15 protein-coding genes are annotated in these 15,397 nt (G+C 40.4%); 3 read left to right on the top strand and 12 right to left on the bottom strand.

What is annotated here, in order from left to right; all coding sequences use genetic code 11:
- Position 1 precedes the first annotated feature (1 nt).
- From S4054249_RS22180 to S4054249_RS22130, 11 genes are all read right to left on the bottom strand, one after another.
- Positions 2–727, bottom strand: a complete 726-nt coding sequence (locus S4054249_RS22180; RefSeq protein WP_046355977.1) for a DUF1365 domain-containing protein — start codon at positions 725–727, stop codon at positions 2–4.
- Positions 720–1,976, bottom strand: a complete 1,257-nt coding sequence (locus S4054249_RS22175; RefSeq protein WP_046355976.1) for an NAD(P)/FAD-dependent oxidoreductase — start codon at positions 1,974–1,976, stop codon at positions 720–722. Before S4054249_RS22175 ends, S4054249_RS22180 begins: the two co-directional genes overlap by 8 nt.
- A complete protein-coding gene (locus tag S4054249_RS22170; RefSeq protein WP_046355975.1) occupies positions 1,973–2,692 on the bottom strand; it encodes an SDR family NAD(P)-dependent oxidoreductase in 720 nt (239 codons plus the stop codon). The genes S4054249_RS22175 and S4054249_RS22170 overlap by 4 nt, the downstream gene beginning before the upstream one ends.
- Positions 2,689–3,114: a nuclear transport factor 2 family protein gene (locus tag S4054249_RS22165; RefSeq protein ID WP_331245602.1), complete on the bottom strand. Its 426-nt coding sequence runs from the start codon at positions 3,112–3,114 to the stop codon at positions 2,689–2,691. The genes S4054249_RS22170 and S4054249_RS22165 overlap by 4 nt, the downstream gene beginning before the upstream one ends.
- 2 nt (positions 3,115–3,116) lie before the next feature.
- On the bottom strand, positions 3,117–4,499 hold the full coding sequence (gene phrB / locus S4054249_RS22160) for a deoxyribodipyrimidine photo-lyase (RefSeq protein WP_046355973.1): 1,383 nt from the start codon (positions 4,497–4,499) through the stop codon (positions 3,117–3,119).
- Positions 4,496–5,452: a YbgA family protein gene (locus S4054249_RS22155; protein WP_046355972.1), complete on the bottom strand. Its 957-nt coding sequence runs from the start codon at positions 5,450–5,452 to the stop codon at positions 4,496–4,498. Before S4054249_RS22155 ends, phrB begins: the two co-directional genes overlap by 4 nt.
- A gap of 14 nt (positions 5,453–5,466) precedes the next feature.
- Positions 5,467–6,147 carry a ChrR family anti-sigma-E factor gene (locus S4054249_RS22150; RefSeq protein WP_046355971.1) on the bottom strand — a complete coding sequence of 227 codons (681 nt, stop codon included), beginning with the start codon at positions 6,145–6,147 and terminating at the stop codon, positions 5,467–5,469.
- On the bottom strand, positions 6,140–6,763 hold the full coding sequence (locus S4054249_RS22145; protein ID WP_039610349.1) for a sigma-70 family RNA polymerase sigma factor: 624 nt from the start codon (positions 6,761–6,763) through the stop codon (positions 6,140–6,142). The genes S4054249_RS22150 and S4054249_RS22145 overlap by 8 nt, the downstream gene beginning before the upstream one ends.
- 58 nt (positions 6,764–6,821) lie before the next feature.
- Complete coding sequence (locus S4054249_RS22140; RefSeq protein WP_046355970.1) at positions 6,822–7,394, bottom strand: LON peptidase substrate-binding domain-containing protein; 573 nt, start codon at positions 7,392–7,394, stop codon at positions 6,822–6,824.
- Between the two features lie 106 nt (positions 7,395–7,500).
- A complete protein-coding gene (locus tag S4054249_RS22135) occupies positions 7,501–7,806 on the bottom strand; it encodes an MGMT family protein (RefSeq protein WP_046355969.1) in 306 nt (101 codons plus the stop codon).
- A complete protein-coding gene (locus S4054249_RS22130) occupies positions 7,796–8,689 on the bottom strand; it encodes a LysR family transcriptional regulator (RefSeq protein WP_046355968.1) in 894 nt (297 codons plus the stop codon). The genes S4054249_RS22135 and S4054249_RS22130 overlap by 11 nt, the downstream gene beginning before the upstream one ends.
- A gap of 107 nt (positions 8,690–8,796) precedes the next feature.
- Here S4054249_RS22130 and S4054249_RS22125 point away from each other — a divergent pair, with 107 nt between their 5' ends.
- The 3 genes from S4054249_RS22125 (at position 8,797) to S4054249_RS22115 (ending at position 14,394) form a co-directional block, all read left to right on the top strand.
- Complete coding sequence (locus S4054249_RS22125) at positions 8,797–9,876, top strand: efflux RND transporter periplasmic adaptor subunit (RefSeq protein WP_046355967.1); 1,080 nt, start codon at positions 8,797–8,799, stop codon at positions 9,874–9,876.
- A gap of 2 nt (positions 9,877–9,878) precedes the next feature.
- Entirely contained in the window at positions 9,879–12,947 is a 3,069-nt protein-coding gene (locus tag S4054249_RS22120) for an efflux RND transporter permease subunit (protein WP_046355966.1), read from the top strand.
- Positions 12,948–13,068: 121 nt separating this feature from the next.
- Complete coding sequence (locus S4054249_RS22115) at positions 13,069–14,394, top strand: IS4 family transposase (RefSeq protein WP_069949099.1); 1,326 nt, start codon at positions 13,069–13,071, stop codon at positions 14,392–14,394.
- A 26-nt stretch (positions 14,395–14,420) separates the two neighbouring features.
- Here S4054249_RS22115 and rluF read toward each other — a convergent pair whose 3' ends face one another.
- A complete protein-coding gene (rluF, locus tag S4054249_RS22110; protein ID WP_046358098.1) occupies positions 14,421–15,317 on the bottom strand; it encodes a 23S rRNA pseudouridine(2604) synthase RluF in 897 nt (298 codons plus the stop codon).
- Positions 15,318–15,397 lie beyond the last annotated feature (80 nt).

Raw genomic sequence — 15,397 nt, 5'->3', positions numbered from 1 at the left:
CTTACAAACTTCCAGGATGACTGATAAAAGGAACTCGCTTTAAAAAAAGCTTCAACGCCTGCCAATAAATACCTTTTAAAATTGAAAAGGTCATTGCTGGAAACTGCTTTAATAAATGACTCACCGAAGATTTTTCTAGTGGTACTCTTTGCAGTCTCAATGTTGCGTCAAATAAAAGTTCACGCTCTTTTTTATTTTCAATATGGACAAAGGCATGCTGCGAAGGCGCTTTTATATGCCAATGATATTCCATATCTAAATTCATGAAAGGTGATACGTGAAAGGTCTTTTCAAAGTTCACTTTTTTCCCGAGAGGGACAAGGTAATAATGCCGTTCATTCCATGGTGTGTTACTAACTTCAGCAATCATGTGGGTATATTCCCCATCTTCCTTTGAAAAAAAATAAAAATTGACTGGGCTAAAATAATAGCCAAAACATCGACACTGAGCCATCAAATATACTTTGCTATCAGGTGCATCTACACCCATTTCACGGCTTTTATCTAATGCACGCTGTTTTAAGCTTTTCGAAGACCCTATTAAATAATCTGCCTGTTCAAACCGTAGTAGCTTTTTTCCCTTAGTGCCAAATAATGGATGAATGTCGTCTAAAAGGTGTTGCTCATCAAGATCAATACACATCATATACATGGGATATTTAAAGTGATGTTCAGCTACTGCAAAGCGTCGATGCCTTACATCACCTAAATAAATGGCACTATTCAAAGCTCACCCCGAGCTTCTCAGCGACATCAACAGCACTTCTTATTCCATCTTCATGAAAGCCATTAAACCAATATGCACCACAAAAATAAGTTCGGTTTATACCGTCAACTTCAGACTTTCTTTTTTGTGCACGAATGCTTTGTGTATTAAACACTGGATGATAATAAGTAAATTTTTGAATTATTTTATCTTGGTTTATCTGTTCATCATTGTTTAATGTTACACAATACTGTTGTGAAGAAGATAAGCCTTGCAGGATATTCATTTGATAAGTAACGCTTGCAGGCCTTGTTTGACTCTCGTCTAACGCATAATTCCAGCTCGCCCAAGCAGCCCTTCTTTTAGGTAACACAGATATGTCTGTGTGCAAAACCACGCTGTTAGGTGTGTATGGAATCGCGCCAAGTACTTCCTGTTCTATTTCACTAGCGTCACCGAGCAACTTTAAAGCCTGATCTGAATGACAAGCAAATACTACTTCATCAAAAAGCTCTGTACCGCCATCATCAAATGTGATTTCAACACGATCCTCAAAGCGCATCACCGAGGTTATATTTGCACCTAGCCTGATCTTGTCTTTATAGGATCGCGTTAATGGGCCAATATATTGTTTGGAGCCACCTGGAATAACATACCATTGAGGCCGACCGGCTACATCCAATAAACCATGGTTGAAGAAAAATTGAATAAAAAACTGAATCTCAAAGTCAAGCATTCCCTTTAAACTGGTAGACCAAATTGCCGCACCCATTGGCAAGATATAATGCTTTTTAAAAAACTCATCAAAACCATGGGCGTCAAGAAAGTCTCCCAAATTTGTATGCTTGGAGTAATCACCACTGTGATAAAGCTCTTTAGCCAAACGGTTGAATTTAACAATACTGTATAAGAAACGCCAGAAAGTTGGTGACAACACATTGCGCTTTTGTGCAAACAAAGAGAAAAACGTATGACCGTTATATTCGAAGTCTCTATTAGCCGTTTTGACACTGAAACTCATTTGGGTCGGCTTACGTCCTACACCTATTTGATCGAGCAATTTTTCAAACAAAGGATATGTACGGTCATTAAACACTATAAAACCTGTATCAATACCTTTGACGCCTTCAGGCGTATCAACATCAATTGTCGCAGTATGACCACCCAGTCTATCTTCTTTTTCAAATACAGTGACGTTATGTTTCTTATTTAATAAATATGCCGCACTGAGGCCAGATATGCCGGAACCAATTATTGCAATATTTTTCAACGTTTTATCCTTTTGGCTAGTGGCAGCCATAAACTGAATGGAAGTAATGAGAACAGTTTTAAAAACAGCGTGAAACGCTTTGGAAAATGCACTTCATTCTTACGCTTTAAGACACCTTGATAAATTCTATCTGCGGCTTGTTCAACACTCACTAAGCAAGGCATAGGGAAATCGTTTTTATTAGTCAATGGTGTCTCTACAAAACCGGGATGAACCAAGGTTACATCTATATCTCTAAGTTCAACCTGCATGACACGCGTTAAATAGCTTAATGCCGCTTTTGACGCCCCGTACGCTTGGGCTCGAGGCAGCGGCAAAAAGCTCGCGCTAGAACTGACGATTACGAGTTGACCACCTTTTTTTATTTTTGGTATGAATGCTTCAAGACAGTACCCTGTTGCAATCAAGTTTGCATGTATCACTCGTTCAAATAATGCCGAATCAAATTTGTTGGCGTCATCTATATATTCGCATACACCAGCATTTAAAATTATTATGTCGTGCGCATCCATTTTTTCTGCTGCATCAAAAACCTGTTGTTTTTCGATCATATCGAATCTTGATGTGGTCACACCCCGCGATTCAAATTCTGCTAGTTTGCCTTGGTTACGTCCGCAGGCTGTCACAATGGCTGACTGTGCGTACTTGTAAACCAAGGCTTCTCCGATACCAGAAGTTGCACCGGTTACCAGTATATGTTTTTTGCTTTCACTCATGAAACAGCCCTTTTCTCAAGCGTCTTAATTACGCTACCAAGAAGCGGTATGTTCCTGTACAACAACGCCCCCACATCAAAGTAGTCTCTGTGACTAATGACTTTAGATCCTTTAAAAGTGAGCTGGCTATGACCTGCTACCGTGATATTTTTCTTGTTATTTAGCTTGCTATGAGAAAAGTGCATTTCCCAATATAAAAAACCTTTATTATCTACAACATAATGTTCGTTAATATCAAAAGAAATGGAATTTACATTTGCATATAAATTCTCAAAATATTTAGTCAAAGCTTCAATTCCTTCAACTTTATGTAAAGGGTCTGAAAAGACCACACTATCATCGTAAATATTTTTCAATAAGTTAAGGTTTTTATCTGACAGCTGATTATAAATATCTACAAAGTTGTTAAGGTGTTGTTCCATTTCTATACCTTAAATGCATCAAGCGCTCTGGCTCTCGCTTCTTTATGTTCAACTATAGGTGCTGTATAACACGGTCTGCCGACAGCGTTAATATAATCATGAGGAAAATGAATATATTTAGCAGGCACCCATTCTAATTCTTGTACATATTTACGAATAAAAGTTCCATCAGGATCAAACTTTTCACTTTGGGTTATCGGATTAAATATTCTAAAATATGGCTGTGCATCGCACCCAGTGCTCGCAGCCCATTGCCAACCACCATTATTTGCAGCCAGATCACCATCAATGAGCTTACTCATGAAGTAAGCTTCACCTTTACGCCAATCAATTAATAAGTGTTTAGTTAAAAAGCTCGCAACGATCATTCTCAGTCTATTATGCATCCACCCAGTTTGATTCAACTGACGCATAGCTGCGTCGACAATGGGGTACCCTGTCTTACCTTCACACCATGATGAAAATGCCTCTTCATCATCTAGCCACTGCACCGCATTATATTTTTCATTAAAATTATTGCCCTTGCACAGTTTTGGAAAGATAAACATTAAATGCCGATAGAACTCTCTCCAAAGTAACTCATTTATATAAGTAAATGCAGAGGTTTTAGTTCTATATAATACATCTGGCATCCGTTGTTGAATTCGGCCAATTATATCTTTTGCAGATATAATCCCTAATGCAAGATAAGGACTCAACCCAGAGGTCCCTTTAATACTGGGTATATCTCGATATTCACTATATTCGTTTAACTTATCTTCTAAAAATTGTTCAATAACCTGAGAAAGTACATGGTCATCTACTGGCCACTTTTCAGAAGCACCGTTAGTAGCTAACAAGTCCGATGTTTGCCAAGCAACAGGCTGATTTACCGAGCGAATATACTCGCTTATTGGAAAAGTATACTGTGAATATTGTGACAGCCATGCTTTTTTAAACGGTGTAAAGACCTTAAACATCTCTCCACCTTTAGTAACTACACTACCGGGTGGACAAAGCACATCACCATCATACAAATGCAGCTCAGCCCCTAATGACATGCACTGTTCATCACGGTTTAATTCATTAATTTCGTACTCTCTATTGGCATAGATATGAGTAAAACCATGCCGTGCAATAAATTCTTCAAGTCTACTAGGTAGTTGCTGAAAGTCTTGTGCATCAATCACATGAAGCGTTATACCCAACTCTGCTAATTGACCTCCAAGATAATCAATACGCCTTTTAACTAAATCAACCTGTATTTCACTGGTCTTGTGTGATTGCCATTGTTTTTCACAAACAAAAAACAGCGCCTCAGTGGCGCCGTTGTTAATTGCGTCTTCAAGCGCTTGGTTACCAGATAACCTTAGATCACGCCTGAACCAAAAAAGTGCTTTACTCAAATTGAGAACCTTAATTTTAAATCATTTGGATATGGGTCAAAGTACACTTGTTGTTCTAAATAAGACTTGGGGTGCACACGCAAATGATGCTTCAACAGTGTCAATGGCACATTCAATGGCACAAGCCCTGTTCTGTATTCATCAATAGCTTCAACCATTTCGGCCTTTTCAATACTTGATAACTCGTTTTTGAAATAACCTTGTAAATGTGCCAACGTGTTTGCTTGCGCTTTTCTACTTGCTGGCTTTTTCAAAGCTGACATTAATCCGCTAATATATTGATGTGCGACTTGGACTGACTCTTTTGGTTCGCCTTCAGCAAGTAACCGACCAAGCGTCCTATAAGCAGCGTAGTTATGACTCATAAGTAAATACTTGTGTTTGGCATGGAACTCCGTGAGCATGTGCTTGGTGACATCTTTTTCCATTAACTCTTGCCACGACTTATACACGAAAACTCTCATTACAAAATTCTCGCGCAAATGCACATCGTTCAACCTGCCGTTTTCTTCACATGGCAGTAAAGGATTGTGTCGCATTATCTCAGCAGCGAACGCTCCGACACCTTCAGCTGTAGCGCCAGTACCTGTATCGTTATAAACTTTCACACGCTCCATACCACAACTTGGGCTTTTTGCGCAAAAAACGAACCCAGACAACTCTTTAGCTTTTGTTTGTGCGATTTTTTTGCCGTATTCCGTTAATTTCGGACCAACATCTTGTGACCCGTCAGGTCTACATACTTTGATTGTATCACCATAGCGAACTTGCCTTATGGTCTCACGAGGCACAGGCATACCGATGGCTACTTCAGGACAAAACTTAACAAACTCTACATGCTTGCTGAACTCGTCCATACAAAAATTCGAGCGTTTATGTCCTTTATCAAAACGAACCCTGTCTCCACCAAGGCATGCGCTTAATCCGATCTGTATAGGTGTTTCAATTTGCATACTTATATTGCTCCCTAATAAATCAGTTTGCCAATAGGGTTTAGAAGCTTACTTAACCCTTTGTTAAAATGCAGGGCATTATCAACTAGTGTGAAACACAGACAACCTTCTTCAGTTTTAGGGGTGTGATTGTGACGCCCATCTAACATGATAAAGTCGCCAGGAACATATTTGCCACTCTCGTCTTCAAACGTCCCATCCAAGAGTAATGTTAGCTCAAAACCAGTGTGAGTGTGTTCTGGTATCTCTCCACCAGGTTTAATATGAAGTAAACTACTACGCATTGGGCCTTCATCGAGTTCGAAGCGAGCACGAGATACCTTGCCTGCGTTGATGAAACTGCCAAGCTTCAATGCTGCGATGGCTCGTGGTAATTGCACAGATTTGTCTTGATAATCAAACATGCTAGCTTCGAGAGGTTTAACATGTGTATCAACATCAAGGGACGTAATATCACTCAACATAGCGTCGAACAATAAATCATCTTCTGTCGAAATATTGTCGCCATGGAAACCACACTCCGCTGATTCACTGTTGAAGAACTGCGTTGCTAGCTTCGCTTCAAGCTCTTCTACTTCACACTTACATTTATCGCAAAGTTCAATGTGGGCAGCTATGGCCACACTCAAACCAACAGGCAGTTCTCCGGCGACGTGCTTGTGCATTAACTGTTTAGAGGGATGATATTTAATCATGCTGCTCTCCCAATTCGACTTTTAACTTCTTCAACGCCAAGCGTAATCTAGATTTAACAGTGCCTACAGGGATCCCTAAATGATGTGCAAGCTGTTCTTGCGTCATATCTTCAAAATATACTCCCACGACAACGTCTCTTTGTGCAGCGGGTAAATTTTTGATTTTTTCTTTGAGTTGATTTGTTTGTAAGTGATCTTTAAAGCTTTTCTCACACACTTGCTCATCATGAAACAAGGGCCATATTTCTTCGCTTAAATTGTCTTCTCTGTTACTTTTAACTTTTCTTAGCGCATCAAATGACGCATTACGCATAATTGTGTATACCCAAGTTGTTGCTGCGCCTTTATCTTGGTGGTAAAGCTTGGCCTTTCTCCACACTGAAGTCATGGTGTCCTGCACCAGCTCCATTGCCATCGCTTCCGAGCCAAATTGTTTAATACCGAAGCGCTTTATTTTAGGTGCAAAATACGAAAACAGATATGCGTAAGCTTTTTTGTCTGCATCATTCGCAACTTTAACTAATGCTTGAGTTAACTGCTCTGAAGGGGTTTCTTGCATCCCTTGGTTTATACCTTTTTTTGTGCGGCAATCTCGTGATTGCTCTAAACTAACCATAATGTAACACTCTCAGCCAGTAACATATTAGACTATACGGCGTACTTTCACATTGAGATCACTCTTGTTCATCAAAAACTTCAAACAAAACGCCCGCTACGGCTTGATAAGTTCGACAGCTTTGAATTTTTTGCTTTTGAGTCAGCGTGAGCGGTAACAACTCCAACCACCTGGCTGCAACCCAAATCGGATCCGCATAATTTTTCTTTTTATAAAGATCATTGAGCTCAGTGTTAACCACGAATAGATCTCTCAGCAAATCAGCTAAACGTTCATGATAAACGAAGCCATCACTACCAAGTTCCCACAATGGCTTATCAACCGTCTCACACCAGCCATACTTTAAATTCAATTCATCAGTCGACACATCTGAAATCAACACTCTGTGCCGAGCATATACGTCTATAAGCAGCTGACCGCCGCTGTCTTGTGAAAAGTCAACAATTTCAACAAATACACCTTCTCGTGAAACTTCTGTCGTAGACGTTTTATCGCTGTGACACAACACAAAACCACTGTGCTCTTTCATGGCCGTTTTAACCATATGCAAATAGCGTGGCTCGAATATACGTAACCGCGTATAGCCTTGCGGTAAAATATATACTGATAAAGGAAAAAGTGCTCGTTTCATATTAACTTAGTTGTGATAATCTCTAAGTCTATTTACGCCAACGTGTTCTAAACCGATCAACCCAATTTCCGAAATTATCTCGATGCTTTCTTACCAATCCGCTTAATTAACGCCACAAATACTTGCCAAGAGATATTTTTCCATTAAGCATCTCTACACCCTCTTCCCGAAGCTTCAGCGACTGGGCGTTAAACTTCTCACTGTCAGTTGGAAAAGAAATTTTCCCCTGACTGTTGATCACTCTGTGCCAAGGTAAAGTGCTGTCACCTGGCAAATGCTTTAATAGATAGCCCACCGAACGCGCATGTTTGGGAGCACCAGCAAGCTTTGCTATTTGACCATAAGTAGCGACATTCCCTTTCGGAATAGCGCCTATAAGTGTGTATACATTCTGTTTGAATTCATCGTTCACTATACTGCTTACCTAACTCTTTAAACCCTTCCCACAAATACTGCGCAACAGAGCCATGATGGGGTAACTGCCTTCTAAACGCATGGATATCAACAGTGAACTGATCTTGCCTATCTGAAACCCTTATTTGTTCAAGCAACCCTTGTTCTAACTCTTGTTCACAGTGGTTTAATGTCACAATCGCAAAACCAAGTCCTTGCAATAAAAACATTTTGATTGTTGCAATGTCATCAAGTTTCATGACACTGCGACTTTTTGAATACTCTAGACGGTCACTATCAAACTCAAACCCACTCTCCGTCATTGCCAAACATGGGTACTGATTTAACGCTTCGAATGTCAATTTGCTCGGCAGCAAGCCCTTTTTGGCAACCAGTCCCAGCTTTACTTCACCAATCGCTACAGACTCTAAATCTCCTGTTGCATGAAACAAATTAAACCACGGTCCGACTCCAATATCAGATAAACCTTGGTTCACTCTATCCAGTGCAACAAAACGCTTACCACTGGTAATTTCAAACGCTGTTGACGGAAATTGCCGAAACGTACGTTTAATAAGCTCATTACAGCTATAGTCATAACTCATTGCTTCATAACAAATATTAAATTTTGGCTCATTTCCCTGGGCAAAGTCCGCAGCCATTGATTTAAGATTTTCATGATGCTCAATCAATTTTACTGCTTCTTTATAAAAGCGCTGACCCTGTTCTGTAAGCTTAATTCTATACTCCTCTCTAGTAACCAAGGGAAAGCCCAGCTCAGTACTTAATCTTTTCAACGCTTGTGTTACCGCAGGTTGTGTTTTGAATAGACGTTTAGCTGCATCATTAAGGCTTTGAGAATGAGCAACGACATGGAGCACTTCTAAATCCGACAACTTCATAAATTTTATTTATTAAAACTCTAATTATTTATAATTTTTATTTTAGTACTATTTTATATATCCTGCACTACATTATCTTAGGAGTCATATATTTCGGAGTAACTTAAGTGTTTAAACGCGTACTCGTATTATCATCCGCACTTTTACTTGGAGCTTGCCAAGATGAAGTTATCCAATCACCAAATCAAGATTTAGTTAGGCCAGTTAAGCTACACACGGTTAGTGACCCAGCGGCTGCAGCAATTAGACATTTCCCCGCAGAAGTTGTCGCCAATCAAGGTTCATACTTAGCATTTCGAGTCAACGGAGAGCTTATTGACTTTCCCATATTAGCAGGCCAAGAAGTAAAAAAAGGCCAACTACTGGCAAAGCTTGACCCTGAAGACTTTGAACTACAGTTCCAACAGAGGAAAGCACAATATGAGCTTGCAGCATTACAGCTCAATCGTATTGAATCCCTTTTTAACAAATCAACAGCAAGTAAAGCTGAATACGATCAAGCTCTCGCCAACAAACAAGTCTCAGAATCAGCGTATAGAATTGCACAAACAAATTTACAAAACAGTGAATTGCGTGCTCCTTTTGATGGCACTGTCGCAAAAGTATTTGTCAAAAATTATGAAAACATCGTTGCCAAACAAAACATCCTCAGGCTTGAAACTCGCGACCGAATGGACGTTGTCATTCAAGTACCGGAGAAACTTGTTGCACGTGTAAACAAAGATTTAGATTATCACCCAACCGTTGTTTTTGACGGTTTTCCCGATAAATCATACTCATTGACCATAAAAGAGTGGGACACTCAAGCAGATCCGGTTACTTTGACATACAAAGTCGTTTTTTCACTTCCCATTCCTGAAGATTTCAATCTATTTGCAGGTATGACTGGACATGTGTATATCGACCCTAGCAAAGTAATGAACTTGCAAAAAAGTTCACTCTTAGTCCCTAACGAAGCTGTATTCTCAGCTCAAAATGAGCAAATTGACAATAACCACTACGTTTGGGTGTATAACACTAAAACGAATACGGTCAACAAACGTCATATCACGCTGGGTGAAATGAGGGAGTCGAGCATTGAAGTTTTAGATGGGCTTAAAGCAGGTGAAATTGTGGTTGCCGCTGGCGTACATCATTTAAAAGAAAACTTGAAAGTGAGACCTTGGACAAAAGAGCGAGGCTTATAACGATGAGCTTAGCAAGTTGGTCTATTGAGAATAAAGTCATTAGCGCGATGTTTGCCGTGCTGCTATTTGCTGCAGGTGGTGTCTCATATTTCGGTCTTGGCCAGTTGGAAGATCCTGAGTTTACCCTAAAAAAAGCCATGGTGATCACAGCCTACCCTGGCGCATCACCACAACAAGTAGAAGAAGAAGTCACTTATCCTATTGAGAATGCAATACAGAGCTTGCCATACGTTGATTATGTCACCTCTATTTCTTCGCCAGGTAAGTCTCAAATTTCAGTAGAGATGAAAAGCACTTATCGGAAAGAGGACCTCAAACAAATATGGGACGAGTTAAGACGCAAAATCAATGATCTTACACCCCAGTTGCCATCTGGTGTGCAACCGCCCACAATTATGGACGACTTCGCTGACGTATACGGGATGTTATATGGCGTGACTGGTGCAGGTTACACTTATGATGAGCTCAAAGACTATGTCGATTTTTTACGTCGAGAGCTCGTATTAGTAGATGGTGTAAGTAAGGTCACGGTAGCAGGTGAACAGCAAGCCCAAGTCATTGTTGAGATTTCGACCCAAAAGATGTCACAGTTAGGGATATCTCCTAACCATATTTTCTCATTACTCCAAACACAGAACACAGTATCGAATGCCGGTAAAATTCGTGTAGGAAATGAGTCTATTCGCCTGCATCCTACTGGTGAATTTTTAGATGTCTCTGAGCTAGAAAATTTACTGATATCTCAACCGGGTGCTAAAGAACTGATCTATTTGGGCGATGTCGCTACAGTCTCAAGAGAATACCAAGAAGTACCCAACCATATTACTCGCTTTAATAATAACAGAGCCTTATTGGTTGGTATTTCATTCACATCTGGTGTGAATGTGGTTGATGTAGGCGTAGCAATTAAAAAACGCCTCGCTGAATTGGATTATCAAAAACCTTACGGCATTGAAGTAAATAGTGTTTATAACCAGCCCGCTGAAGTTAAAAAGTCAGTGGATGGCTTCATAGTAAGTTTATTAGAAGCCGTTGCTATCGTTATCATTGTCTTGCTCATTTTTATGGGTGTAAAAAGCGGTATCTTGATCGGCGGTATACTTCTGCTAACCGTTTTAGGCACTTTCATCTTTATGAAGTTATTTGCCATTGATTTACAAAGAATCTCGCTTGGTGCTTTGATTATTGCATTAGGTATGTTGGTTGATAATGCCATCGTAATAACAGAAGGTATATTGATTAACTTGAAACGCGGTCAGTCAAAAGTAAAAGCTGCGGTTAATATTGTCGAGCAGACCAAGTGGCCACTACTTGGCGCGACCATCATTGGTATTACCGCTTTCGCGCCAATTGGTTTAAGTTCTGATGCCAGTGGCGAGTTTGCAGGTTCATTGTTTTGGGTGTTGTTTATCTCACTGCTACTAAGCTGGGTAACCGCTATTACTCTCACTCCTTTTTTTGCAAACATGCTTTTTAAAGAAGAGATTAAAGCAGGTAGTAATGAACAACAAAACGACCCATATCAAGGTATCATTTTTACTGCATACAAGGCATTACTCGCGTTTAGCTTACGTAATAGGTGGGCGACAATGCTCTTTATGGTCATACTGCTTGGCAGTGCGGTGGTTGGCTTTAAATCTGTTAAGCAATCATTTTTCCCCGCATCAAACACGCCGATGTTTTATGTAGATTATTGGAATTACCAAGGTTCGGATATCCGCGCGACTTCAGACAATGTAAAAAAGATCGAAACATTCCTCAGACAACACGACTCGGTAACAGACGTCACAGCAACTATTGGACAAGGTGCGCCAAGGTTCATGCTCACATATAGCCCTGAAAAGCAATATGATGCATACGGACAGCTTATTATCCGTGTAAAAACACGTGAAGATGTGACTGACATGATAGCAAAAGTCCGTGCCTTTTCTGGAGAAAATGAACTAGATGGCCAGCTGAAAATTAAACGTATGGAGATTGGCCCTTCTACCGATGCTAAAATTGAAGCCCGCTTCTCCGGTCCTGATCCAGTGGTTTTACGTCAATTGGCAGCTGAAGCCAAAGCCATTTTAGAAAATGACCCTGGCGCGCACAGCATTAAAGACGATTGGCGCCAACGTAGCAAAGTACTCCAACCAGTATTTAATGAGCAGAAAGCCCGTCGTTTGGGGATCAGCAAAACCGACCTCGACCAATTACTACTTACTAGCATATCTGGTAAACAAGTTGGCCTATACCGTGACGGTACACAAATGTTACCTATCGTCGCTCGCTCCCCAGAAATAGAGAGATACAGTGTTGAAAACTTACAAGACTTACAAGTATTTAGTCCTGTATTAAATGTTTACGTACCTGTTAGCCAGATCGTAGATAGGTTTGAAGTGGTCTGGGAAGATAGCTTAATCATGCGTCGAGATCGAAAACGTACTATTACGGTAATGGCTGACCATGATGTCATTGGCAACGAAACACCTGCAAAACTCTTTACTCGTATCAAAGCAGATATCGAAGCCATTGAACTGCCCATTGGCTACAAAATGGAATGGGGCGGTGAATATGAATCTTCCTCTAAAGCAAAAACAGCTATCTTTGGCTCTCTCCCTCTGGGCTATTTAAGTATGTTTATGATCACAGTGCTACTGTTTAACTCGATTAAAAAGCCTTTAGTCATTTGGAGTACTGTACCACTGGCCATTATTGGTGTTACAGCAGGACTGGTTGCTTTTCAAGCTCCATTTAGTTTTATGGCACTACTTGGATTGTTAAGTCTATCTGGCATGTTAATTAAAAATGGGATTGTTTTGATGGATCAAATAAACCTGGAAATCGACAGTGGTAAGGCACCTTACCAAGCAGTTTTTGACTCAGGGGTAAGCCGTGTAAGGCCAGTATCAATGGCTGCAATCACAACGATATTGGGCATGATCCCCCTGTTATTTGATGTGTTCTTTAAATCAATGGCGGTAACAATTATGTTTGGGCTTGGTTTTGCCACAATCTTAACCTTAATTGTTATACCGGTTGTCTACTGTTTGGCTTTCAAAATTAAAGCGCCAGAAAGCGTTCAATAACAAATTAAAAATGGCCGCAATTGCGTAATGCCGATCAGTTAAGAAATATTTTAATGATCAGTTGACTGATCTTTTCAAGGCTTCAAAATCCGATATCAGTATACTGGTATCGGATTTTTTAATGGAATTGTCAGAAGCACTTGCACGCACATCTATCTCTCGCCTCACTGAATTTAAAAGCTTGGCTGATGTTTTAGAGCCAGAGATTATACAAGCCTGTTTAGAGTCCAATGGTGTAGCAACATTGCGTAAACGCAAGCTCCCAATGGATGCCATGATTTGGGCAGTCATTGGTATGTCCTTGTTCCGAACTGAATCCGTTCGTCAACTAATTAATAAGTTAGACATCGTCTTGCCTCAAGACGTGGACTATGTCGCCCGAAGTGCCGTCACTCAAGCTAGAAAAAAGCTAGGTAGCAATGTAGTACAAGATGTTTTTTACCGTACAGCCCAAACTTGGCATGAACGTGCGGAGCATCCACATTGGAATGGACTTAATATTTACGGTGTTGATGGTGTAGTTTGGCGAACGCCTGATAGCGCAGCAAATAGTGCGACCTTTGCTCGAACGGCCAATAAAGCCAGCTATGCTGGTTATCCGCAAGTCAGAATGGTCTGCTTAATGGAGTTAAGCAGTCATCTCATATTGGGGAGTGCCTTTGATAGTGTAAGTGAAAACGAGATGAACCTAGCGAGCAGACTCATTAACCATATTCCAAATAACAGCTTGACGCTATTCGATAAGGGGTTTTATTCACTTGGCTTGCTACATGAATGGGAGCAAAAAGGGAGTAACACGCATTGGCTGCTCCCCCTCAAGAAAGGGACCCAGTATGAAGTGATTGATAGCTTAGGGAAGCAAGATAAGCTGGTTCGTTTGACAACGACGCCGCAGGCTAAGAAGAAGCGCCCTGACTTACCCGACTCTATAACCGTGAGATTATTGACAAGGCGAGTGAAAGGAAAAGAAGTGAGTGTACTCACATCAATGACGGATGCAATGGCATATCCAGCTTCGGAGATTGTAGATTTATATGCACACCGCTGGGAAATTGAAATGGGCTATCGAGAAATGAAGCAACATCTATTGGAAAGTCGATTCACCTTGCGCAGCAATTTACCGGAGCTAATTCACCAAGAGCTATGGGGCTTGTTACTGGCTTACAACCTTATCCGTTACAAAATGGTATTAATGGCTAAATCACTAAAAAGTGTTTACCCAAATCAACTTAGCTTTAGAGATGCCTCATCACATATCATCTACAAACTTACTCAAATGCCTATATATGCTCCAGGAAATGTGCCTAAAATCATCCTGGATATAGAAAGAAATGCGAGTCAGTTTAAGCTTGAAGGAAAACGAGAACGAAGTTACCCGAGGGTATTAAAGGTGTCTAAAAACCGATACCCAGTTGCTAAAAGTACAAACGCCGCTCACCTTAAGTGAACGGCATTACGCAATTGCGGCCATTTTTATCTTTTCAGTGAAAGCGTCCCCTTTACACGCTCCGGCTTTTTGCCAGACCTTCTTTTAGGTTTATCTGAGCGTGCTTGATTATCCCGATTCTTACTGCGAGGCTTTTCAGATGAGTTCCTATTTTGACTCAACGACTCCTTTGGTCGTGTTCTTTTTTTACTATCAACGGATGCTTCTTCCGTTTTTGAAGAGCCTTCAATAGAAGCATTGATCTCTGACATTTCCTTTTCACTTAAATGGCGCCATTCACCTGCTCTTAGCCCATTGAGATTTACATTCATGATCCTAACTCGTTTCAGTGTTTGTACTTCGTAACCAAAGTACTCACACATTCTACGGATCTGTCTGTTTAGCCCTTGTGTAAGCGTGATTGTGAACTTTTTAGGGCCTGTTTTTTTCACAAAACATTTTTTTGTCACCGTGCCAAGAATTGGTACTCCTGAACGCATGCCATGAATAAACTTATCATCAATGACTTTATCCACCGTAACAATATATTCTTTTTCGTGATTGTTGCCAGCACGCAAAATCTTATTAACAATATCACCCTCGTTGGTCAAAAAGATCAGCCCTTCAGAAGGCCTATCCAATCTTCCTATTGGAAAAATGCGTTCAGGATAATTAATTGCGTTGACGATGTTACTTTTAATTTTTCGTTCAGTAGTGCATGTTACACCTACAGGTTTGTTGTAAGCGATATAAACACGTTTAGGCTTGGATTTTAAAGGCTTATTATCTACCAAAATATTATCTGCATCAGTGACCTTTAAGCCCATTTCAGCAACTTGGCCATTTACAGACACGCGGCCTTCACTGATCAGTGTATCTGCTTCTCTTCGGCTACAAAATCCAGTTTCACTGATATACTTATTTAATCGTTTTGGTGTATCCACGCCATTCTCAATGTTCTAAAAAAGCTGATTGTATAATGATTCCAACGTAAAATGAATCAGATCACTTAAGTACTCAGCAG

The sequence above is a fragment of the Pseudoalteromonas luteoviolacea genome (assembly GCF_001750165.1).
Taxonomy (GTDB): domain Bacteria; phylum Pseudomonadota; class Gammaproteobacteria; order Enterobacterales; family Alteromonadaceae; genus Pseudoalteromonas; species Pseudoalteromonas luteoviolacea_G.
Note: the sequence above shows the minus strand (reverse complement) of the source record. Positions and strands in the feature narration are given on the sequence as shown.

Bases quoted from the DNA above. Each gene is read 5' to 3' on its own strand.
- S4054249_RS22150 (WP_046355971.1), bottom strand. From the start codon at position 6,147: ATGATTAAATATCATCCCTCTAAACAGTTAATGCACAAGCACGTCGCC.
- S4054249_RS22115 (WP_069949099.1), top strand. From the start codon at position 13,069: ATGGAATTGTCAGAAGCACTTGCACGCACATCTATCTCTCGCCTCACT.
- S4054249_RS22170 (WP_046355975.1), bottom strand. From the start codon at position 2,692: ATGAGTGAAAGCAAAAAACATATACTGGTAACCGGTGCAACTTCTGGT.
- S4054249_RS22120 (WP_046355966.1), top strand. From the start codon at position 9,879: ATGAGCTTAGCAAGTTGGTCTATTGAGAATAAAGTCATTAGCGCGATG.
- S4054249_RS22155 (WP_046355972.1), bottom strand. From the start codon at position 5,452: ATGCAAATTGAAACACCTATACAGATCGGATTAAGCGCATGCCTTGGT.
- S4054249_RS22145 (WP_039610349.1), bottom strand. From the start codon at position 6,763: ATGGTTAGTTTAGAGCAATCACGAGATTGCCGCACAAAAAAAGGTATA.
- S4054249_RS22130 (WP_046355968.1), bottom strand. From the start codon at position 8,689: ATGAAGTTGTCGGATTTAGAAGTGCTCCATGTCGTTGCTCATTCTCAA.
- S4054249_RS22165 (WP_331245602.1), bottom strand. From the start codon at position 3,114: ATGGAACAACACCTTAACAACTTTGTAGATATTTATAATCAGCTGTCA.
- S4054249_RS22140 (WP_046355970.1), bottom strand. From the start codon at position 7,394: ATGAAACGAGCACTTTTTCCTTTATCAGTATATATTTTACCGCAAGGC.